We start from the raw sequence: 21,755 nt of genomic DNA, 5'->3' as shown, positions 1-21,755 counted from the left end.
CCGATCCATGCTGCGAACCGCCCTGTTGCCCCTGTGCCTGCTGGCCGCGTTGCCGGTGGTGGCCGACGCCCGCGGGCTCGAGGCTCGCGACCTGGTCGCGCTCGATCGCGTGTCCTCGCCCACGCTGTCGCCCAACGGCACGCAGCTGGTGTTCGCGCAGCGTTCGGTCGACCTGGCCGCCAACACGTCGACCACGGCGCTGTACGCGCGCAATCTGGTGACGCGTGACAACGCGCCGCCGCGGCGGCTCACGCCCGAGGGCTGGAACGTCAATTCGCCGGGCTTCTCGCCGGATGGCGCCACCGTGTACTTCCTGAGCGCGAAGAACGGGTCGCAGCAGCTGTACGCGATCGGCCTGGACGGCGGCGCGCCGCGCCAGCTCACCGGTTTCGCGCTCGACGTCGGCACCTACCACGTGTCACCCGACGGCCGCCGCATCGCGTTCAGCGCCGACACCTTCGGCGACTGCGCGGCCGATTTCGCCTGCACGCAGAAGCGCCTCGACGAGCGCAAGGCGGCCAAGACGTCCGGCGTGCTCTACGACCAGCTGTTCGTGCGCCACTGGGACACGTGGAACGACGGCCGCCGCAACCGCCTCTTCGTGGCCGACCTGCCGACCGGCAAGGCCGGCCCGGTCGCGACCGCGGTGGCCATCAGCGGCGCGCTCGATGGCGACGTCCCCGGCAAGCCGTTCGGCGGCGCCGAGGATTACAGCTGGGCGCCCGACGGCGGCAGCGTCGTGGCCAGCGTCAAGGTCGCGGGCCGCGAGGAGCCGTGGACCACCAACTTCGACCTCTATCGTCTGGCCGTCGACGGCCAGGCGGCGCCGGTCAACCTCACCGCCGACAACCCCGCCTGGGATGCCGGCCCGGTGTTCAGCGCCGACGGCAAGACCCTGTTCTACCGCGCCATGAAGCGCCCGGGATTCGAGGCCGACCGCTACGCGCTGATGGCTCTCGACCTGGCCAGCGGCGAGCGCCGCGAGATCGCGCCCGACTGGGACCGCTCGCCGAGCCAGCTGGTGCCTTCCGCCGATGGTCGCACGCTCTACGTGGCCGCACAGGACACCGGCGACTACCCGCTGTTCCGCATCGACGTGGCCAGCGGCGACGTCGCGAAGCTGGTGGGCGATGGCACGGTGTCGTCGTTCGCTCTCGCCGGTGACACCTTGGCCATCGGCCGCAACACCATCGCGACCGGCGACGTGATCTACACCACCACGCTGGATGCGCAGGCGCTGCGCGCCATCACGCCGACCGCCACCGAGCGCCTGCCGGGCGTCGACTTCGGCGCCTACGAGCAGTTCTCGTTCAAGGGCGCCAAGGGCGCGACCGTGCACGGCTACGTGGTCAAGCCGTGGAACTTCGAGGAAGGCAAGACCTATCCGGTCGCGTTCCTGATCCATGGCGGGCCGCAGGGCAGCTTCGGCAACGGCTGGAGCTACCGCTGGAACCCGCAGACCTATGCCGGCCAGGGCTATGCCGTGGTCATGATCGACTTCCACGGGTCCACCGGCTACGGCCAGGCGTTCACCGATGCCATCAGCGGCGACTGGGGCGATGCGCCGCTGGTCGACCTGCAGAAGGGCTGGGCCGCGGCACAGAAGCAGTACGGCTTCCTCGACGGCGACAATGCCTGCGCACTGGGCGCCAGCTACGGCGGCTACATGGTCAACTGGATCGCAAGCCAGTGGAACGCGCCGTGGAAGTGCCTGGTCAACCACAACGGCGTGTTCGACACCCGTTCGATGGGCCTGGTGACCGAGGAACTGTGGTTCAGCGAGTGGGAGAACGGCGGCACCGTGTTCGAGAAGCCCGAGGCCTACGAGCGCTACAACCCCGCGCGGCACATCGACAAGTGGCGCGTGCCGATGCTGGTGGTGGCCGGCCAGAACGACTTCCGCGTGCCCCTCGACCAGAGCCTGTCGACGTTCACCGCCCTGCAGCGCCAGGGCATCGCGTCGCAGCTGCTGTACTTCCCGGACGAGAACCACTGGGTGCTGAAGCCGCAGAACAGCGTGCTCTGGCACGACACCGTCAACGCCTGGCTCAAGCAGCACATCGGCGACTGACCCACCTCATGCGCGCGGCCGGCTTTCGCCGGCCGCGGACGCGCGTGCGCAACAGACCGAGGTACCGATGGCGATGGACCCCTCTGCACCGGCGACGGCATTGATCAGCAACGACATCGTGCTGTTCGGACTGATCGCGGCAACCCTGGGCGCGGTGTTCTGGACCGCGTCGCGTGAAAGCGGACCCTGGAAGAAGTTCTACACCTACGTGCCGGCGCTGCTGCTGTGCTACTTCATCCCCGGCATCTACAACAGCGTCGGGCTGATCGACGGTGCCAACAGCAGCCTCTACAACCCTGTGGCGAGCCGCGTGCTGCTGCCGGCGGCGCTGGTGCTGCTGACCCTGACCATCGACCTGAAGGGCGTGCTGCGCCTGGGGCCGAAGCTGCTGGCGATGTACGCGGCGGCATCCGTCAGCGTCATGCTCGGTGCGTTCGCCGCATTCTGGTTGATGGGCGTGCTGCATCCGGAAACCGTCGCCGGCGACACCTGGGGCGGCATGGCCGCGCTCGCCGGCAGCTGGATCGGCGGCGGCGCGAACATGATGGCGATGAAGGAGGTGTTCGCGGTCGACGAGACCACGTTCGGCCAGTTCGTGGTCATCGACGTCGGCGTCGGCTACGTGTGGATGGCGGTGCTGATCTTCCTCGCCGGTCGCGCCGATGCAATCGACGCGCGCAGCGGTGCCGACACGGCTGCGATCGAGTCGCTCAAGACGCGGCTGGAGGACTACCAGAAGGAGCATGAGCGCGTCGCCAGCCTCTCCGACCTGATGATCATCGTCGGCGTCGCGTTCGGCGCGGTCGGCCTGTCGCATGCGATCGCGGGGCCCGCGTCGGCGTGGTTCGGCGCCAACGTGTCGTGGGCGCGCACGGCCAGCCTGCACGAGCCGTTCGTGTGGGTGGTGGTGCTGTCGACGTTCATCGGCCTGGGCCTGAGCTTCACCCGCGCGCGCACGCTGGACGGCGCGGGTGCTTCGAAGATCGGCACGCTGTTCCTGTACTACCTGATCGCCTGCATCGGCATGCAGATGGATATCCTCGCGCTCGCCGACCGGCCGTGGCTGTTCGCGCTCGGGCTGATCTGGATCCTGGTGCACATCGCGCTGCTGTGGGGGCTGGCGAAGCTGCTGCGGGTGCCGTTCTTCTACTTCGCGATGGGCTCGCAGAGCAACATCGGCGGCCCGGCTTCGGCGCCGGTGGTCGCCTCGGTGTTCCATCCCTCGCTGGCCCCGGTCGGTGCGCTGCTGGGTGCGCTGGGCTATGCGACGGGAACCGTGCTGGCCTACATCGTCGGCATCACCCTGCGGGCGATGGCGGGCGCATGAACCACGGGCCGCTGCCGGACGTGGACGGCGGTTCGGCGGCAGCGGCGTCGCTGGAGCTCACCATCCTCATGCCCTGCCTCGACGAGGCGGAGACGCTCGCGGCATGCATCCGCATGGCACGCGCGTACCTGTCCGCGTCCGGCGTGCGCGGCGAAGTGCTGGTGGCGGACAACGGCAGCACCGACGGCTCGCAGCGGATCGCCGAGCGCGAAGGCGCGCGCGTGGTCGATGTGGCGCAGCGCGGCTATGGCGCGGCGCTTGCGGCCGGGATTGGCGCGGCGCGGGGGCGCTACGTGGTGATGGGCGACGCCGACGCGTCGTACGACTTTTCGCGCCTGGATGCGTTCCTCGATGCGCTCCGCGCGGGCAGCGACCTGGTGATCGGCAATCGTTTCCGCGGCGGCATCGCGCCCGGTGCAATGCCGTTCCTGCACCGCTACCTGGGCAATCCCGTGCTCAGTTTCCTGGGAAGGCTGTTCTACGGCGTGCAGGTGCGCGACTTCCACTGCGGGCTGCGCGGCTTCAACCGCGACCGCATCGCCGCGCTCGGGCTGGTGGCACCGGGGATGGAATTCGCGAGCGAGATGGTCGTCAAGGCATCGCTCGCCGGGTGTCGCATCAGCGAGGTGCCGACCACGCTGCGGCCCGACGGGCGTTCGCGGCCACCGCACCTGCGGACCTGGCGCGACGGCTGGCGGCACCTGCGCTTCCTGCTGGTGCACAGCCCGCGCTGGCTGTTCCTGCTGCCGGGTTCCGTGCTGGTGGCGGTGGGTGGCGCGGCAATGGCCGTCATCGGCGTGCGCAGCGTGAGCATCGGCGCCTTGAACCTGGACGTGCACACCCTGTCCTACGCGGGCGCTGCCATCGTGCTCGGCGTGCAGATGCTGCTGTTTGCCGTGCTGACCACGTCGATGGGCATCCGCCACGGCTGGTTGCCGGCCGATGGCCGGGGCAGGGGGCTGCTGTCGGCGTTCACGCTCGAGCGCTGCCTGGTCGCCGCGGCGCTGATGTTCCTCGCCGGGATCGCGATGTCGCTCCATGCCGTCTACCTGTGGGCGGCGCGCGACTTCGGCGTGCTCGACCCGAGTGCCACCATGCGCTGGGTGATCCCCTCGGTCACGCTGATGGGCGTGGGCGGCCAGGTCGGCCTGGCGGCGTTTTTCCTGGAGGCGCTGCGCCTGCCGGACGCGCCCAGGTGAGCCGCGAGCGGCGCATCGGCGCGCAGTACAACGCGGCGCGCGGTGGCGGGCTCACCGATCGCGTGTCCACCCACATGCGGCGCAAGATGTACGCGCGTTTCATGGCCGCCGGCGTGGCCGACGATGACCGCATCCTCGACGTCGGCGTGACCAGCGACCGCGCACAGCTGGCGTCCAACTACCTGGAGGCGTGGCACCCGCGCAAGGACCTGATCACGGCGTGCGGGATCGACGACGCATCGTTCCTGGAAGATGTGTACCCGGGCATGACGTTCGTACGCGGCGACGGCAAGGACCTGCCGTTCCCCGATGCGAGCTTCGACTGGGTGCATTCGAGCGCGGTCCTGGAGCACGTCGGGTCGGCGCAGGAGCAGGCACGGTTCGTCGCCGAACTGCACCGCGTCTCCAGGAAAGGCGTCTTCCTCACCACGCCCAACCGCTGGTTCCCCGTCGAGTTCCACACCGTGCTGCCGGTCGTGCACTGGCTGCCGAAGCCGTGGTTCCGCGCGCTGCTGCGGCGCCTCGGGCATCGCGAGCTGTCGCGCGAGGAGAACCTCAACCTGCTCGGCCGCCGTGAACTCGACGACGCCTGCGCGCAGGCGCGGCTGCCGGAGTGGCGGATCGACAGCGTGGCGCTCCTCGGATGGCCCAGCAACCTGCTGCTGGTCGCGCGACGGCCGCAGGCGACGCTGATGGCCGCGCCGCGCGGAGACGGCGCGCATGCCGGCTAGGCCTGGCATCGACGCCTGGCGAGCGCGAGGCATCGCGGTCGCCCTCGCGCTGTCGTCTCTCCTGTTCATTGCCCTGGTCCACCACCTGCCGGTCTCGATCCTGGCTGGTGCCAGCTATGACGATGCGTGGTTCTGGCAGCGCGCGGAAAGCATCGCGGCCGGGCGGTGGTTCGGCGCATTCGACCACATGACCCTGATCAAGGGTTCGGGCTATCCCCTGTTCCTTGCCGCCAGCCACGTCCTCGGCCTGCCCGCGACGACGATGCAGGCCGTGCTCTACGCCCTGGCCTGCCTGCTGCTGGGTGGAGCTGTGTACCGCATGAGCGGGCGACCGCTGCTGGCGATGCTGCTGGTGCTCGCCCTGCAGGGGCATCCGGCGGCGCTGGGCTGGAACCGGGTGATCCGCGACAACATCGGCGGCGCGCAGATCCTGATCGCGCTCGCCTGCCTGCTGTACTTCCTGTACGCCCCGCGCGCCGGCAAGCGCGGATGGCGATGGGCGTTGCTTGCCGGGTTCGCGTTCGCATGGCTGTGGTCCACGCGCGAGGACGGGATCTGGGTGCTGCCGGGCGTCGCGCTGCTGCTTCTCGCGCATGCCGCGGCCGCCTGGCGCGAGCGGGCCGGCCGCCGGCGCCTCGGCGTGGGGCTGGGACTCATGGTGCTGGCCTTCGCTGCCTGGCTGTCGCTGGTGGCCGGCGCCAACCTGGTCCAGTACGGCGTGTTCACAACGGTCGACACCCGGGCGACGTCGTACCGCGACGCGCTGTCGACGCTGCAGCGGGTGAGGGTCGGGCCCCCCGTCGCCCAGGTACCCGTGCCGGAACGCGTGAGGGAAGCGGTCTACGTCGCCAGTCCGGCATTTGCGCGCCTGCGGCCCTATCTCGAAGACCCCGCGCAGCGCGGTGGCGATGCCTGCCGGTTACCTCCGCATGCGTGCAGCGATTACAGCGGCGGCTGGTTCCTCTGGGCACTCCGCGCGGCTGCCGCGTCGATCGGCGAGTACCGGTCCGCGCCCGCCGCCGACGCCTATTTCCGGCAGGTCGCAGATGAAGTGGACGCGGCCTGCGACGACGGGCGGCTTGCGTGCACGAGCCGGCTCGCCGCCAGCATCCCGCCGGTGGACCAGGCGCAGTGGAGCACCCTGCCGGCCCGCGTCGCCAAGGCCATCACGCTGCTCACCTGGCAGGGGGTCGGTGGCGGGCAGCCGCCAAGCGACACGGCGGCCAGCGGCGTGCGCGCGATGTGGCGCTTTGTCGGAAGTCCGCCGGTGCGCGACCCGGCCGACGCGCTGGGCGTGCAGGTGGTCGGCTGGTTCCACGACACCCGGCCGGGCTGGCTTGCGGTGCGCTGCGCCGGCGAGGACGGGCGCGTCGAGGTCACGCGCCAGCCGAGCCCGGACATCGCGCTGCATTTCGGCGATCCAGCTGCGCGCATGAACCGCTTCAACGTCGTGCTGCCGGCCCTCGAAGGCTGCGCGTTCGAAGCCACCACGGGTGGGGCTTCCGTCCCGCTCATGGCACTCGCCGCGGCACCGAGGGCCGCGAACCTGGGTTCCGGCACGCTGAACATCGACACGGTGTTCGAGGGCATCCCACGCGCCGCGCGCGAGGACGCGTGGCCGCGCGCCGCCCGGCATGTCGTCTGGCGCGTGCACGAGTACGTCCTGCCGTGGCTGGCCATCGCCGGCCTGCTGGCATTCCTGTGGGCAACGCTGAGTGCGGTGCGCAGCAGGCGGGTGGTGCCTCTATATCTGCTGGCGGCGGTCGCCTGGTGCCTGGTGGCCGCACGAGTGGGGCTGCTGGCGCTGGTGGACATGTCGGCCTTCGCCGCGATCCGCGTCGATTACCTGCAGCCGGCGTTCCCGCTGGCAGTGCTGGCAGCCATTGCCTCGCTTGCATCGCTGGGCGGGGACGGGCCCGCTCAGCAGCAGCGGAACCCGCCGCGCCCGCCGTAGCGCGCATCCTGGCGCTCGCGGAAGAACGTCGGATAGTCCATGACGTCGCGTTCCGGGTGCGTCTCCAGCATGTGGCGCACGTAGTTGTCGTAGTCCGGGATGCCGCAGCAGAGGCGCGCGGTCTGCACCAGCCTGCGCCACACACGCCGGTGCGTCGCGTAGTACTCGAGCGGGACCAGCGCGCCGGCCATCAGAGCCACATCTTCTGCTGTTCGGGCGTCAGCGCGACATACGGTGTCTCGCGATCGGTGCGCGCCTCGCTGCGCCGCGCCTTGAGGATTGCACCAATCGAGTACACGAGCACCGCCACCACCACCAGCATGAACAGCACGGTGAGCCCGGCGTTGACGTAGTTGTTGATCATGATCTGCTGCATGCCGCCGAAGTCCTTGGATGGCGCGATCAGCTCGCCCGCCGCCAGCGCATCGCGGTACTTGTTGGCCTGGGCCATGAAGCCGACCGCAGGGGTGGGGTCGAAGATCTTGATCCAGCCGGCGGTCAGCGTGCACAGCAGCAGCCACACGGTCGGCACGATCGACACCCACGCATAGCGGTCCTTCTTCATCTTGAACAGCACCACCGTGCACAGCATCAGCGCGATGCCGGCGAGCATCTGGTTGGCGATGCCGAACAGCGGCCACAGCATGTTGATGCCGCCCAGCGGATCGTTCACGCCCTGGTAGAGGAAGTAGCCCCACAGCGCGACGCAGCCGGCGGTGGCGATGAGGTTCGGCCCCCACGATTCGGTCTTGCGCATCACCGGCACGAAGTTGCCCAGCAGGTCCTGCAGCATGAAGCGCCCGGCGCGCGTGCCGGCATCGACCGCGGTGAGGATGAACAGCGCTTCGAACAGGATGGCGAAGTGGTACCAGAACGCCATCATGCCCTCGCCCGGGATCACCGCATGGAAGATCTGCGCGATGCCCACCGCCAGCGTCGGCGCGCCGCCGGCGCGCGACAGGATCGAGTTCTCGCCGATGTCGGCGGCGGTCGCGACCAGCACGTCGGGCGTGACCACGAAGCCCCAGCTGGACACCATTTCCGCCACCGCCACCGGGTCGGTGCCGATGATCGCGGCCGGGCTGTTCATGGCGAAGTACACGCCGGGGTCGATCACCGATGCCGCCACCATCGCCATGATCGCCACGAACGATTCCATCAGCATGCCGCCGTAGCCGATGTAGCGTGCGTGACCCTCGTTGGCGAGCAGCTTGGGCGTGGTGCCCGAGGCGATCAGCGCGTGGAAGCCCGACACCGCGCCGCAGGCGATGGTGATGAACAGGAATGGGAACATGCTGCCCTTCCACACCGGGCCGGTGCCGTCGGTGAACTGGGTCAGCGCCGGCATGCGCAGCTCCGGCATGACGATGAAGATGCCGATCGCCAGGCCGAGGATCGTGCCGATCTTGAGGAACGTCGACAGGTAGTCGCGCGGCGCCAGCAGCAGCCACACCGGCAGCACAGCGGCCACGAAGCCGTAACCGATCAGCATCCAGGTGATCTGCGTGCCGGTGAAGGTGAACGCCGGGCCCCATGTGGGGTGCGCGCCGACCTTGCCGCCCATCCAGATCGCGCCGACCAGCAGGATGATGCCCACCACCGAGATCTCGCCGATCTTTCCCGGGCGCACGTAGCGCATGTAGACGCCCATCATGATCGCGATCGGGATGGTGGCGATGACGGTGAACATGCCCCATGGGCTGCCTTCCAGCGCCTTCACCACGATCATCGCCAGCACCGCGAGGATGATGATCATGATCAGGAACGCACCGAACAGCGCGATGGTGCCCGGCACCTGGCCCATCTCCTCGCGCACCAGGTCGCCGAGCGAACGCGCGTCGCGGCGGCTGGATACCACCAGCACCATGAAGTCCTGCACCGCGCCGGCCAGCACCACGCCGGCGATCAGCCAGAGCGTGCCGGGCAGGTAGCCCATCTGCGCCGCCAGCACCGGCCCGACCAGCGGGCCCGCGCCTGCGATCGCGGCGAAGTGGTGACCGAACAGCACGTGCTTGTTGGTCGGGACGAAGTCGAGGCCGTCGTTGCGGCGGATCGCAGGCGTCGCGCGCGTCGGGTCCAGGCCCAGCACCTTGTCGGCGATGTACAGCCCGTAGAAACGGTAGGCAACCAGATAGATCGACACCGCCGCGACCACGATCCACAGCGCGTTGATCGGTTCGCCGCGGCGCAGGGCCACGGTGCCAAGGCAGAACGCGCCAAGCAGGGCGAGCGCCGCCCATGCCACCTTCCCGAGTCCACCTTTCATGCGATTCCCCGTCTGTGTGCCGGCTCCGCCAAGGTTCTACCCATGGCCCGGCGCGGTCAATCGCAGGTGCTGCAATGCGGGAAAATGCGGTCTAAGACTTTGGTAGCAGGCCGCAGGCCGTATTCAGAGCCAGCGCACCTTGCGCAGGTACGCGTACAGCGCGGCCACCACCACGACCACCACGCCCACCAGCACCGGATAGCTCCAGCGGCCGGCGAGCTCCGGCATGTGCACGAAGTTCATGCCGTACCAGCTGGCGATCAGCGTGGGCGCGGCCAGCAGCGCAGCCCAGCCGGCCAGGCGCTTCACCACCTCGCCCTGGGCAAGCGTCACCAGCGCCTGGTTGACGCTCAGCGCGGTGCCCAGCATGTCGCGCAGCATGTCGATGCTGTCGTTGATGCGCACCGAATGGTCCAGGACATCGCGCAGGTAAAGGCGGATCTCGTCGTGCAGCAGCAGGGTGTTGCTGCGCAGCAGCTGCGAAAGCACGTCCTGCATGGGCGTGAGCGCGACGCGCATGTAGGTCAGCTCGCGCTTGAGGTCGTACAGCCGGCGCACGATGCCGCGGTGGAACGTGTCGCGGAAGATGTCCTGCTCCAGCGCCAGCAGGGTGGCCTTGAATTCGTCCACGATCGGCACGTAGTCGTCGACGATGGCATCGAGCACCGCGTACAGCGCGAAGCCGGGCCCCAGCGCGAGCAGCCCGGGATTGCGCTCCACGCGCGCCCGGGCCGGGGCATAGGACACCGATGCGCCATGGCGCACGGTCACCAGGTAGCGCGCGCCCAGGAAAGCGTGGGTTTCGCCATAGCGGATGCGCTCGTCGACCACCTGCGCGGTGTTGGCGGCCACGAACAGCGAGTCGCCGTAGGCTTCGAGCTTCGGGCGCTGGTGGGCGTGGTGTGCGTCCTCGACCGCAAGCGCGTGCAGGTCGAACTCCTCCTGCAGCTTGGCCAGCACCGCCTCGTCAGGCTCGAACAACCCCACCCAGACAAAGCTCCCGTCGTCGACGCCGAGGACGTCGCTGATTTCGTCGAGGCTGATGTTCCGCCGCCGGCCTTCGCGGTCGTAGGCGGCGCAGTTGACGACGCAGGCGGGAAGGGGCGGGGCGGGGGCGGTCATGGCCGCATCATGCGCCTGTTCGCCGCGGGCGCCAGAGCACCGCGGCCAGCGCCAGCTGCAGCGGCAGCATCAGCGCGATCCAGTGGCCGTTGCGCTGCGACTGCAGCGGCATCCACAGCAGGAACGGCGACAGCAGTACCAGGACGCCGATGCCCGCAAGCAGTACGCGGAACACCGCGCCGCCGTCACCGCCGCGGGCGATGCGCCAGGCGCCCGGCAGCAACAGCAGGCACAGCGGATTGAACAGGATCAGGTTGTGGTTGGCCCACGCAAAGCGGTGCGCCGTGCCCAGCCAGAGGTACAGCATCAGCCCGCCGAGCAGCGCGCACGCCAGCCACGTCGCGATCGCCGCCCACGCCACGACGCCGGGGCGCCGGCGCTGCGACCAGGCGAGCGCCGCCAGCACCAGCCCGGCGACCAGCCACGGGATCCACGCCACCCGGCGCGGCTCCGGCTCGGGCGCGATGCGGTGCGGCAGCAGCGCCTCTTCGGACGCCACCAGCGGGCGGCCATCGGCATGGCGCATGTCGCGCAGCGCGCTCGCCAGGCGCATCGGCACGAAGGCGTCTTCCCAGAGCGCGTTCGGGCGGTCGGACGCCGGCCCGAGGCCGAGGTCGAAGCCCAGCGCCATCCACGGCGCGGGGCGCGCCAGGCGCACGGCTTCACTGCGGAAGGTGTTGCCCTGCGAGCGGCCCTGCATCTGCCGGCGCAGCGCGCCGCCAAGGCTGGTGTCGAGCGCGTCGCGTACCCGCGTCGAGCAGTTGTCGGTGAAGTAGTCGTAGGCGTAGTGCGCGTTCTCGGGGCGCGCGTTGTCGGCGAGGCGGGCGGCGAGGGCGGTGGCCGCGGTGTTGTCGAGGTCGAGCCACTGGATCGACACGCCGCGTCCGACATCGCGGTAATAGGCGAGGTCGTCGGCGAGCGGCAGCGCGGCCAGCCGGTAGCGCATGTCGCCGCGCACGAACCGCGCCACGAAGTCCGGCTCGTCGGGGTCGAAGAAGCCGAAGTTGTAGGAGATCGGCGGCCCGGCTGCCGGGTCGTCGACCACGATCGCGTTGTGGCCGAAACGCTCGAAGAAGACTTCGCCAGGCTGCATGGTGGCCACGCCGATGCGTGGCGCCGCCACCGCAGTCGCACAGAAGGCACACAACAGCAGGAGCAGGACGAGCGCCAGCGACCAGCGGCGCCCGGGGTGCTGCGGGTTATTCGGCATGGATCGCGACGTGCAGGGCGTGCAGGCGGCGGGCGTCGGCGCTGGCGACGCGGAACGAGAAGCGGCCGAGCGTCAGCTCTTCGCCGGCTTCGGGCAGGTGGCCGATGGCCGCTGTGACCAGGCCGCCGACGGTGTCGTACTCGTCATCGTCGAAATCCGCGCCGAAGCGGCTGTTGAAATCGCTGATCGGGGTCAGCGCGTCGACTACGTACTGGCCATCGGCCTGTGCGGCGATCAGCGCCTCCGGGTCTTCGGCGTCGTCGTGCTCGTCGTCGATCTCGCCGACGATCTCCTCCAGCACGTCCTCGATGGTCAACAGACCCGCCACGCCGCCGTATTCGTCGATCACGATCGCCATGTGGTTGCGCGACTGGCGGAACTCGCGCAGCAGCACGTTGAGCTTCTTGGATTCGGGGATCAGCACGGCGGGACGCAGCAGTTCGCGCACCGTGCCGGGGCCGTTGTCGGCAACCACGCCGCGCAGCAGGTCCTTGGCCAGCAGGATCCCGAGGATCTCGTCCTTGTCGTCGCCGTGCACCGGGAAGCGCGAGTGGCCGGATTCCACCACCTGCTTCAGCAGCTCCAGGAAGGGCGCCGCCACCGGCAGCGCGACCATCTGCGCACGCGACACCATCACGTCCCCGACGGTCATGTCGGACACGGAGATCGCGCCTTCCATCATCCGCAGGGTGTCGGATTCGATCAGGCCGTTGGCCTGCGCGTCGCGCAGCAACTCGACCAGGTCGTCGCGTGAACTGGGATCGCCGGAAATCGCCCAACTCAGGCGTTCCAGCCAGCTGCGCCGCCGCTCCGGGTGGTCCGGCGCGTGGCTTTGACTACTGTCGTCCTCGGACATCTCGCTCGCATCGTCGCCCCGGGGGGAGGGGCGGCCACCGCAGTTTACCCCGTCCGGGGCGTGGCGGCCGCGAAGGCGCGTTGGCAGGGGAAAGCACCGATACCGGGCGGCACGCTTGGCTGGTGACGCGGCGTGGCGTCAGCCGACGGCAGATGCCAGGCGCGGTGCACATGCTGGACATGTCGCAGGACGCGACCGCGATCCGCCCGCCGCAAGTGCCTCGAGCCGAGGAGAGCCGCTATGCCACGCCCCAGCCTGCTCCGCGCCACCGCATCCATCGTCGGCCTGCTCCTCTCCGCCGTCCTTTCACCTGCCAGGAGCGACCCCGGCCTGCGGCCGGGCAGTTACGTCGAGGTTTCGGCCTACCTGCAGAGCGATGACGCCTACGAGGCTTGGTTGATGCTTCGCCACCAGCTCTCTCGCAACTTCGACGCCATCTGTGGCGACACGTTCTGCGAGGGCGACTTCAGCAACATCCAGTCGCTGCGCTATGTCTGCTCGGTGCACCGCGTCAGTGGCCGGATCGGCAGCTGCGCCTGGAGTTTCGCCGCGAGCGAAGAGTCGGTGGCGCGACGCAGCGGCCGCATTTCAGCGCAGACCCCGGCGTGGCTGTGCCTGTCGCCGCTGGTGCCGGGCACGACCATCGAGGGATTGCTGGATGCACTGCAGGGCGATGAACCGTTGCATGCCGCCTTGCCGGGCAGCTCGCGGACGCTCTTCGACGGGCTCGTCGATTGCCTATGAAGCGCGCGAGCCGGCTGGCGACGCCTGTCAGGCGTCGCGGTAAGGGTCGTCGATGCCCAGGCCGGCGAGGATCTCGCGCTCGAGCTTCTCCATGGCCTCGGCTTCGATCTCGTCGCCGTGGTCCCAGCCAAGCAGGTGCAGGGTGCCGTGGACGGTCAGGTGGGCGTAGTGGGCCACCAGCCGTTTGCCCTGTTCGCCGGCTTCACGTGCGACCACTGGAGCGCACAGCACCACGTCGCCGAGCAGCGGCATGCGCACGCCCTTGGGGAGCTTGATGCCTTCATCGAGTTCGGCGGGAAAGCTGAGCACGTTGGTGGCGTAGTCGCGGCCGCGGTAATGGCGGTTCAGTGCGCGCCCCTCGGCTTCGTCGACGATCCGGACGGCGAGATCGGCCTCGAGGATGCGGCCGGCCAGCGCGGCGGCGACCCATTTCCGGAAGCTCACCGCAGCCGGCAGGCCCGCGCGCGGCAGCGCGTAGCCCACGGCGACATCAAGGCGGACTGGGCCTTTGGTCACGGCGATGCCTCGCTTGCCGACGGGGCGGCATTGGCGTTGTCGGCATCGCGGCGTTCGTAGGCATTGACGATCCTGGCGACCAGCGGGTGGCGCACCACGTCGCGGGATTCGAAGAACGTGAAGCTGACGCCGTCCACCTCATGCAGTACCTCGACCGCATCGCGCAGCCCAGACTTCATGTGCTTGGGCAGGTCGATCTGGCTCAGGTCGCCGGTGACGACCGCCGTGCTGCCGAAGCCCAGGCGCGTCAGGAACATCTTCATCTGTTCGATGGTGGTGTTCTGTGCCTCGTCGAGGATCACGTAGGCGTCGTTGAGCGTGCGCCCGCGCATGTACGCCAGCGGCGCGATCTCGATGACGTTCTTTTCCAGCAGCTTCAGCACCTTTTCGACGCCCAGCATTTCGTACAGCGCGTCATACAGCGGCCGCAGGTAAGGGTCGACCTTCTGCGACAGGTCGCCGGGCAGGAAGCCGAGCTTCTCGCCGGCCTCGACCGCGGGGCGCACCAGGATCAGCCGCTGCACGCGCGATTCGTTGAGCGCTTCCACGGCGCTGGCCACGGCCAGGAAGGTCTTTCCGGTGCCGGCCGGGCCGACGCCGAAGTTGATGTCGTGGGTGGCGATGGCATGCAGGTATTTCTGCTGGTTGTCGCCGCGGCCACGGATGGTGCCGCGCTTGACGCGGATGGCCACGTCCTGCGGCACGAAGCCCGGCTCGGCCTGGCGCTGCCGCGCGAGACGGCGCGTCGCCTCGAGATCCTCGCGCGCGGCGCGCGAGGCGCTGACGCGGAGGTGGATCGCCTGGCCGTCGAAGGTCTCGGTGGCGGCTTCGAGATACAGGTCGCGCAGCAGGCGTTCGGCTTCATCGACGCGCTCGGCGTCTTCGCCGCTCACGCGGAAGATATTCCCGCGATTCGCGATTTCCACGCCGAGTGCGAGCTCGACCTGGCGCAGGTGGCCATCGAAGGGGCCGCTGAGATTGGCGAGGCGCTCGGTGTCGGCGGGCTCGAGCGTGAAGTCGCGCTGGTGTTGGTTTGACATAGGAGGGCAAGGGTAGCGCGCTGCGGCAGCGCGCGCCCCTGCATGCCGTTCACACCGCTTTAATTGATCATTGAATTAAATATCCGTCCTGCCACTCCGGACTGCCGCGATGGTTACGAAACGAGCGCCTGCACGCCGTGCGCGTGGACGCCCAACTGCTGGCGCGGGCAGCAGCCGCGGCGACCTCCTCGATGCCGCCCTGTCGCGCTATGCACGGCAGGGGATCGCCGCGAGTTCGCTGCGTGACATCGCCGCCGATGCCGGCGTCACCCCGGCCTCGCTGCACTACTACTTCGTCGATGCCGCAGGTTTGCGCGACGCGGTGCTGGCCGAACGCCTGCTGCCGGTGTTCGAAGAGGTGCAGGCGCTGCTCGTCCAGCGCGGGGAGCCGGCGCCGGGCAACATCTTCGTCGCCTTCGTCGAACGCATGTGCGAGCTCGTGGCGCGTCACGACTGGCTGCCTGCGCTGTGGATCCGCGAGGTGGTCAGCGAGGGCGGCGGCCTGCGCGACTGGATGGTCACCCAGCTTGCGCCAGGACTCTCCCGTCTGTTGGCCGCGCGCATTGCCGAAGAACAGGCGGCCGGTCGCCTCAATCCCGGGCTCGACCCGCGGCTGCTGATGGTGTCGCTGGTCGGGCTCACCCTGTTCCCCGCTGCCGGGCTGCCGATCTGGCGGCCGCTGCTGGACGCCGACGACCTCGGCATCGACGACATCCGCAGCCATGCGCTCGCATTGCTTGAGCGCGGCCTGGAGACATCCCATGAATGACCGCTCCGGCACACGCGCTTGTCGGCTGCAGCTTCGCCCGCATATCGCGGCCCTGCTCCTGTTGCTGCTTGCCGCCTGCACCGCGGAACCCGACTACGCCCTCGGCACCCTCGAGTACGACCGCATCACGCTTCCCGCACCCGCGGCCGAGCGGATCGTCGACATCGCCGTGCGCGAGGGCGAGCGTGTCGAGGCCGGCGCCCGCATCCTGAGCCTTGAGCATGTGCGCGGAGACGCCGAGCTGGCGGCCGCGCGGGCGGAGGTGGCAAACCGGCGCGAAGCGCTGGACGAGCTGCGCAACGGCGCGCGCGCGGAAACCCTCGACCAGGCGCGCGCCAACGTGGCCGCGGCGCAAGCGCAGGCGCGCGAAGCCCGCGCCTATTTCCAGCGCCTGCGGCCGCTGGGCAGCCAGCAACTGGTGTCCGCGGCGGATGTCGATCGCGCTCGCGCCGCATCCGGCAACGCCGAGGCGCAGGTGGCGGCCGCGCGGGCGGCACTGGCGGAGCTGCGCAACGGCGTGCGCCCCGAGCAGGTCGCGCAGGGCGAGGCGGCGCTCGTAGCGGCCGAGGCGAGGCTCCAGGCACAGGCATTCGCCACCGGCAGATTGGACGTCGTCGCACCGCGTGCAGGCCGCATCGACAGCCTTCCCTACCGCCTCGGTGACCAGGCGCCGGTGGGTGCGCCGCTCGCGGTGATGCTGGTCGGCGAGGCGCCGTTCGCCCGCGTGCACGTGCCCGAGCCGCTGCGCGCGGGCATCGAGGTCGGCGACCGCGCGACCGTGCTGGTCGGCGCGGACGGCGAACGCCGGCATGCGGGACGCGTTCGCATGATCCGCAACGAGCCCGCGTTCACCCCGTACTACGCGCTGGCCGGCGAGGACGCCGCGCGTCTCAGCTACCTGGCGGAAGTCGAGCTGGAGGACGCCGGCGACCTGCCCGCGGGCCTGCCGCTGCGCGTGGTGTTCGATGGCGGCCGTTGATCCACCGCAGCCGCCGTCGCCGTCGCCGACGGCAGGCGAGGGCGAGCCCGCGATCCTCGCGCGGGGCATGGTGAAGCGCTTCGGCGACCTCACTGCCGTCGACCACGTCGACCTCACCGTGCCGCGAGCGCATGTGTACGGATTCCTCGGTCCGAACGGCTCCGGCAAGTCCACGACCATCCGCATGCTGTGCGGCCTGCTCACCCCGACCGCGGGCGAGATCGAGGTGCTCGGCCTGCGCATTCCCGATGAAGCCGACGCCCTGCGCCTGCGCATCGGCTACATGACCCAGAAGTTCTCCCTGTTCGAGGACCTTACGGTGCGCGAGAACCTGGAGTTCCTTGCCGCCGTGTACGGCCTGGACCGGCGCGCAACGCGCGCGCGCGTCGATGAGCTGGTCGAGCTCTATCATTTTGCAGGCCGCGAGAAGCAGCTCGCCGGCACCATGAGCGGCGGCCAGAAGCAGCGCCTGGCGCTGGCCGGCGCGGTGATCCACAAGCCCGAGCTGCTGTTCCTCGACGAACCCACCAGCGCGGTGGATCCGGAGTCGCGCCGCGATTTCTGGGAAAAGCTCTTCGAGCTCGCCGATGCCGGCACCACGCTGCTGGTCTCCACGCACTACATGGACGAGGCCGAACGCTGCCACCGCATCGCCATCCTCGACCAGGGTGTGCTGGTGGCCGACGGCGCCCCCGGCGAGCTGGCAGGCGACCTGCGCGGCCGCAGTGTGGAGGTGCGGGCCGCACGCCCGCGCCAGGCGCAGCGCGTGCTGGCGGCATTGCCGGGCGTGCTCAGCGTGGCGCAGATCGGCAACAGCCTGCGCGTGCTGTCCGCACCGGGCGAGGATGCGGCCGACGCGATCGGCCGCGCGCTGCGTGGCGCCGGGCTGCAGGCCGACGTGGCTCCGGTCGGCTCCAATCTCGAGGACGTGTTCGTCGCCGCCACCCGCGGGCGCACCGACCGTGAGGGACGGGCATGAAGAACCTTCGCCGCATGTGGGCCGTGGCGCTGAAGGAACTGCGGCAGATGCGCCGCGACCGCATCAGCGTGGTGATGATCGTGGCGATCCCGGTGGTCGACCTGCTGCTGTTCGGCTACGCGATCAACTACAACCCGCGCAACCTGCATGCCGCCGTGGCGGACCAGGCGATGACTTCGACCTCGCGTGCGGCGGTGATGGACATGGCCGCCACCGGCATCATCGACATCCGCCGCGTGGCCGATACGCCGCAGGAACTGATGGACATGTTGCGCCGCGGCCAGGCCGGCGTCGGCATCGTCATACCGCCCGATTACGAGCGCCGGCTCGCCGATGGCCGCCCCGCTGTGCAAGTCATGGTGGACGGCACCGACACCGTGGTGCAGGCCGCTGCCAACCAGCTCGCGCAGCTGCCGCTCGAGCTGCCTGGCGGCCAGCGGGCGGCGCCGCGCGCGCCGCAGATCGAAGTGGTGAGCTTCTACAACCCGGAGCGGCGTTCCGCGGTCAGCATCGTGCCGGGATTGATCGGCCTGATCCTCACCATGACCATGATGATGTTCACCGCGATGGCGGCGGTGCGCGAGCGCGAGCGCGGCAACATGGAGCTGTTGATCGCCACGCCGCTCAGCCGCAGCGCGCTGATGATCGGCAAGGTGTTGCCATACGCGGCGATCGGACTCATCCAGACAACGCTGATCCTGGTGCTGGGCTTCGAGTTCTTCGAGGTGCCGCTGCGCGGCACCCTGCTCGACGTCTATCTCGCGTCGATGCTGCTGGTGTTCGCAAACCTGTCGATGGGCCTGCTGATCTCCACGCATACGCGCACGCAGTTCCAGGCGATCCAGGTGGCCATGCTGGTGTTCCTGCCGTCGATCCTGATCTCGGGTTTCATGTTCCCGTTCGCGGGCATGCCCGAAGTGGTGCAGTGGGGCGCGGAGCTGCTGCCGATGACGCAGTTCCTGCGCCTGATCCGCGGCATCATGCTGCGCGGCGCGAGCCTCTGGGAGCTGTGGCCGGCGGTGCTGGCGCTGGTCGTGTTCACCACGGTGACCATGGCGCTGGCGATCGCGCGTTTCCGCAAGCGGCTCGATTGAGCGGCAGGAGCTATGCGCGCGGTGGGAGCTGCGGCCTGGCGTCCGGTCGCGGGCGCCGGAGACCGCGCAGCACGATCCCCACGCCGAGGCAGGCCAGGAGCAGCGAGCCGCCGAGCCATGCCCAGCCCACCGCACCGGCATCGCCGCCATCGCGGACCAGGTAGAGCCAGGCGCGTGCGAGGCCGAGCGCGGCCAGGCTGCAGAACCACAGGCCGAGCGGGTCGACGCGGCGCCTGCGCGCGGGGGCGGCCATGGGCGGCGGGCGCTCCATGCAGCGCGTCGCGGTCAGGCCGCGGCAGGCGCTTCGGCGGTGGCCACGCGCCCGCGCAGCGAGTTGCTGAGCGCCTCGGTGATCACCACGTCGACGAACTGGCCCACCAGCCGCGGATGCCCGGCGAAATTCACCGGACGCATGTTCTCGGTCTTGCCGGTGAGTTCGTCGGCGTTCTTCCGCGACGGGCCGGTGACCAGCACTTTCTGCACGCTGCCCACCATCGCCTGCGAGATCCCGGCGGCGTGGTCATTGATGTGCGCCTGCAGGCGCGACAGGCGTGCGTGCTTCTCCTCGCCCGTCACGGTGTCCTCGAGGTCGGCGGCCGGCGTGCCCGGGCGGCGCGAGTAGATGAAGGAGAACGACTGGTCGAAGCCGACGTCCTCGATCAGCTTCATGGTCTTTTCGAAGTCCGCTTCGGTCTCGCCCGGGAAGCCGACGATGAAGTCGGACGAGATCGAGATGTCCGGCCGCACCGCGCGCAGCTTGCGGATCTTCTGCTTGAACTCGAGCGCGGTGTAGCCACGCTTCATTGCCGAGAGGATCCGGTCCGAGCCCGACTGCACCGGCAGGTGCAGGTAGTTGGCGAGCTGCGGAACGTCGCGGTAGGCCTCGACCAGCGAGTCGGAGAACTCGAGCGGATGCGAGGTGGTGAAACGGATGCGGTCGATGCCGTCGATTTCGGCGATCGTGCGGATCAGCAGCCCGAGGTCCGCGAACTGCGGCTCGCCCGCAGCCGCGCCGTCATCCCCTTCGGCAGGCGCCATCGGCCCACGGTATGCGTTGACGTTCTGGCCCAGCAGGTTGACCTCGCGCACGCCCTGCGCGGCGAGCTGCATGACCTCGACCAGGACGTCCTCGAATGGCCGGCTGACCTCCTCGCCGCGGGTGTAGGGCACCACGCAGAACGAGCAGTACTTGCTGCAGCCTTCCATGATCGACACGAAGGCGCTGGGTCCTTCGGCGCGTGGCTCGGGCAGGCGGTCGAACTTCTCGATCTCGGGGAAGCTGATGTCGACCTGTGGCAGGCCGCTCTCGCGGCGGCCGCGGATCATGTCCGGCAAGCGGTGCAGGGTCTGCGGGCCGAAGACCAGATCGACGTGCGGCGCGCGCTTCACGATCGCCGCGCCTTCCTGGCTGGCGACGCATCCGCCGACACCGATCAGCACCGGGCGGTCGCCGTGCTTGAGCCGCTTCCAGCGACCCAGCTGGCTGAACACCTTTTCCTGCGCTTTTTCGCGGATCGAGCAGGTATTTACCAGGATCACGTCGGCTTCGTCCACATTTGTGGTGAGCTCCAGGCCGTCCGACGCGGCCAGTACGTCGGCCATGCGGGCCGAGTCGTACTCGTTCATCTGGCAGCCGTGGGTCTCGATGAAGAGCTTGCCGGCCAGGCGAGGGCTGTCTTCAGTCGTGGCGATGGGCGGGGGTGGGGACTGGGTCATGGCGTATCCGGGGCGCGGCGATGAGTCCGGGCCGGAGGGGGGCGGGGGGCGGCAAAGTGTAGCGCCGGCGTCCGGAGCGCGCGCGCGGGCGCGTTTGCTGTTACGTCGACGCAAATGGCGCCGGCGGGGCCGCGCGGGCTTCGCGGAGGGCGGATCCTCGCCGGCCGTCACGTTCCGGGCCCTTGGCAAGCCCACCTGAAGGTAGGAGACTGCGACGCGATGGAGGGGCAGGGATGAAGCACGTCGGGGCAATCTTGGGTCTTGCCTGCCTTTTGGCGGCAGCGCCTGCCGTGGCCGGCACGATCTATCGCTGCGACGTGGGCGACGGCGTGCAGAGCTACGTCAGCAAGCGCATCCAGGGCGCCGCCTGCACGGTGGCCACGACCTACAGCGGCAGCCGCCCGAGCCGTCCCTCATCTCCCAGCAAGCCCTCGCAGGTGTCCGCGGCAGTGGGTGGCGTGACCGCCTCCACCGTTGTCGAAGGGTCGCCGGTGTCCTTGAACGCCAATGCGCCCGCGACCTTCATGGGTGGATCAGGCGCCGCCGCCGCTCCAGTCATGATCAGCGCGCCTGCGGCCCCGGCCGCCAGCAGCAGCCAGCGGCGCCTGGTGCAGGGGGAGGTGTACTCCTACGTGCAGGACGGCGTGCGCCATTACACCAGTCGCAGGCCCAAGGGCAGCACCGGTGCCACCGCGCTGCGCACGATCCGCTACAGCTTCTTCGAAACCTGCTACGCCTGCGGTTCCCCGGGCGTCAACTTCGGCACGCTGCGCCTCAACACCCAGGCCTTCGACGCGGAAATCAAGGCCGCAGCCAGCGAGTTCGGGGTCGAGGTCGCCATCATCCGCGCGATCATGCATGCCGAATCCGCCTTCAATCCCAACGCCCTGTCGCGCGTCGGGGCGCAGGGGCTGATGCAGCTGATGCCGGCCACGGCGCAGCGCTTCGGCGTGGTCAATGCATTCGATCCGCAGCAGAACATCCGCGGCGGCGTGCAGTACCTCTCGTGGCTGCTCAAGCGTTTCAAGGGCGACCTGACCCTTGCCGCGGCCGGATACAACGCCGGCGAGGGCGCGGTGGATCGCCACAAGGGCGTGCCGCCCTACAACGAGACGCGCCGCTACGTCGAACGCGTCGCGGTGCTGGCCGACCGCTATCGCGGCCACGCGGCCAACTGATTCC

General features: G+C 69.6%; 19 protein-coding genes and 1 pseudogene. 11 read left to right on the top strand and 9 right to left on the bottom strand.

The genetic code is table 11. The features are described from left to right. Positions 1–7 precede the first annotated feature (7 nt). From JHB91_RS06565 to JHB91_RS06545, 5 genes are all read left to right on the top strand, one after another. Entirely contained in the window at positions 8–2,071 is a 2,064-nt protein-coding gene (locus JHB91_RS06565) for a S9 family peptidase (protein ID WP_199472165.1), read from the top strand. 73 nt (positions 2,072–2,144) lie between these two features. Further along, positions 2,145–3,398, top strand: coding sequence for a DUF819 family protein (locus tag JHB91_RS06560; RefSeq protein WP_199472678.1), 1,254 nt, complete (start codon positions 2,145–2,147; stop codon positions 3,396–3,398). After that, positions 3,395–4,597, top strand: coding sequence for a glycosyltransferase family 2 protein (locus JHB91_RS06555; protein ID WP_199472164.1), 1,203 nt, complete (start codon positions 3,395–3,397; stop codon positions 4,595–4,597). Before JHB91_RS06560 ends, JHB91_RS06555 begins: the two co-directional genes overlap by 4 nt. Beyond that, entirely contained in the window at positions 4,594–5,328 is a 735-nt protein-coding gene (locus JHB91_RS14105) for a class I SAM-dependent methyltransferase (RefSeq protein WP_199472163.1), read from the top strand. The genes JHB91_RS06555 and JHB91_RS14105 overlap by 4 nt, the downstream gene beginning before the upstream one ends. Further along, positions 5,318–7,282, top strand: a complete 1,965-nt coding sequence (locus JHB91_RS06545) for a hypothetical protein (RefSeq protein WP_199472162.1) — start codon at positions 5,318–5,320, stop codon at positions 7,280–7,282. The genes JHB91_RS14105 and JHB91_RS06545 overlap by 11 nt, the downstream gene beginning before the upstream one ends. Here JHB91_RS06545 and JHB91_RS06540 read toward each other — a convergent pair. The 5 genes from JHB91_RS06540 to JHB91_RS06520 form a co-directional block, all read right to left on the bottom strand. Continuing rightward, on the bottom strand, positions 7,249–7,473 hold the full coding sequence (locus JHB91_RS06540) for a CstA-like transporter-associated (seleno)protein (protein ID WP_199472161.1): 225 nt from the start codon (positions 7,471–7,473) through the stop codon (positions 7,249–7,251). The two genes, JHB91_RS06545 and JHB91_RS06540, sit on opposite strands and share 34 nt — an antisense overlap. Continuing rightward, positions 7,473–9,548 (bottom strand): carbon starvation CstA family protein, encoded by a 2,076-nt coding sequence (locus JHB91_RS06535; protein WP_199472160.1) that lies wholly within the window; start codon positions 9,546–9,548, stop codon positions 7,473–7,475. The genes JHB91_RS06540 and JHB91_RS06535 overlap by 1 nt, the downstream gene beginning before the upstream one ends. Before the next feature lie 123 nt (positions 9,549–9,671). After that, the gene (locus JHB91_RS06530) at positions 9,672–10,670 is read right to left on the bottom strand and encodes a magnesium and cobalt transport protein CorA (protein ID WP_199375182.1); all 999 of its coding nucleotides are present in this window, start codon (positions 10,668–10,670) and stop codon (positions 9,672–9,674) included. Between the two features lie 7 nt (positions 10,671–10,677). Continuing rightward, positions 10,678–11,880, bottom strand: coding sequence for a DUF4105 domain-containing protein (locus JHB91_RS06525; protein WP_199472159.1), 1,203 nt, complete (start codon positions 11,878–11,880; stop codon positions 10,678–10,680). After that, positions 11,870–12,736: a transporter associated domain-containing protein gene (locus tag JHB91_RS06520; protein ID WP_199375184.1), complete on the bottom strand. Its 867-nt coding sequence runs from the start codon at positions 12,734–12,736 to the stop codon at positions 11,870–11,872. The genes JHB91_RS06525 and JHB91_RS06520 overlap by 11 nt, the downstream gene beginning before the upstream one ends. A gap of 240 nt (positions 12,737–12,976) precedes the next feature. Between JHB91_RS06520 and JHB91_RS06515 the strand changes: the two genes are divergently transcribed. Beyond that, entirely contained in the window at positions 12,977–13,480 is a 504-nt protein-coding gene (locus tag JHB91_RS06515) for a hypothetical protein (RefSeq protein WP_199472158.1), read from the top strand. 27 nt (positions 13,481–13,507) lie between these two features. Here JHB91_RS06515 and ybeY read toward each other — a convergent pair whose 3' ends face one another. Further along, positions 13,508–13,996, bottom strand: coding sequence for an rRNA maturation RNase YbeY (gene ybeY / locus JHB91_RS06510; RefSeq protein ID WP_199375186.1), 489 nt, complete (start codon positions 13,994–13,996; stop codon positions 13,508–13,510). Then, positions 13,993–15,036, bottom strand: coding sequence for a PhoH family protein (locus JHB91_RS06505; RefSeq protein WP_199472157.1), 1,044 nt, complete (start codon positions 15,034–15,036; stop codon positions 13,993–13,995). Before JHB91_RS06505 ends, ybeY begins: the two co-directional genes overlap by 4 nt. Before the next feature lie 109 nt (positions 15,037–15,145). Between JHB91_RS06505 and JHB91_RS06500 the strand changes: the two genes are divergently transcribed. From JHB91_RS06500 to JHB91_RS06485, 4 genes are read left to right on the top strand one after another with little or no spacing between them, the layout of a single operon-like run. Beyond that, positions 15,146–15,805, top strand: coding sequence for a TetR/AcrR family transcriptional regulator (locus tag JHB91_RS06500; protein ID WP_199472156.1), 660 nt, complete (start codon positions 15,146–15,148; stop codon positions 15,803–15,805). Continuing rightward, positions 15,798–16,784 carry an HlyD family efflux transporter periplasmic adaptor subunit gene (locus JHB91_RS06495; RefSeq protein ID WP_199472155.1) on the top strand — a complete coding sequence of 329 codons (987 nt, stop codon included), beginning with the start codon at positions 15,798–15,800 and terminating at the stop codon, positions 16,782–16,784. The genes JHB91_RS06500 and JHB91_RS06495 overlap by 8 nt, the downstream gene beginning before the upstream one ends. A gap of 52 nt (positions 16,785–16,836) precedes the next feature. Continuing rightward, on the top strand, positions 16,837–17,763 hold the full coding sequence (locus JHB91_RS06490; protein ID WP_199472677.1) for an ABC transporter ATP-binding protein: 927 nt from the start codon (positions 16,837–16,839) through the stop codon (positions 17,761–17,763). Further along, positions 17,760–18,857 carry an ABC transporter permease gene (locus JHB91_RS06485; RefSeq protein ID WP_199472154.1) on the top strand — a complete coding sequence of 366 codons (1,098 nt, stop codon included), beginning with the start codon at positions 17,760–17,762 and terminating at the stop codon, positions 18,855–18,857. Before JHB91_RS06490 ends, JHB91_RS06485 begins: the two co-directional genes overlap by 4 nt. A 10-nt stretch (positions 18,858–18,867) precedes the next feature. Here JHB91_RS06485 and JHB91_RS06480 read toward each other — a convergent pair whose 3' ends face one another. Both JHB91_RS06480 and miaB read right to left on the bottom strand, forming a co-directional pair. Further along, on the bottom strand, positions 18,868–19,110 hold the full coding sequence (locus JHB91_RS06480; protein WP_199472153.1) for a hypothetical protein: 243 nt from the start codon (positions 19,108–19,110) through the stop codon (positions 18,868–18,870). A gap of 32 nt (positions 19,111–19,142) precedes the next feature. After that, positions 19,143–20,516: pseudogene (miaB, locus tag JHB91_RS06475) on the bottom strand (tRNA (N6-isopentenyl adenosine(37)-C2)-methylthiotransferase MiaB); the annotation flags it as partial. A gap of 290 nt (positions 20,517–20,806) precedes the next feature. On the opposite strand from miaB, the gene JHB91_RS06470 reads away from it, so the two are divergent. Continuing rightward, positions 20,807–21,751: a lytic transglycosylase domain-containing protein gene (locus JHB91_RS06470; RefSeq protein ID WP_199375193.1), complete on the top strand. Its 945-nt coding sequence runs from the start codon at positions 20,807–20,809 to the stop codon at positions 21,749–21,751. Positions 21,752–21,755: the final 4 nt, after the last annotated feature.

The organism is Luteimonas sp. MC1828, from assembly GCF_016461615.1.
Taxonomy (GTDB): Bacteria; Pseudomonadota; Gammaproteobacteria; order Xanthomonadales; family Xanthomonadaceae; genus Luteimonas.
The sequence above is the reverse complement of the archived record's forward strand: the minus strand, read 5'-3'. Positions and strand labels throughout refer to the sequence as shown.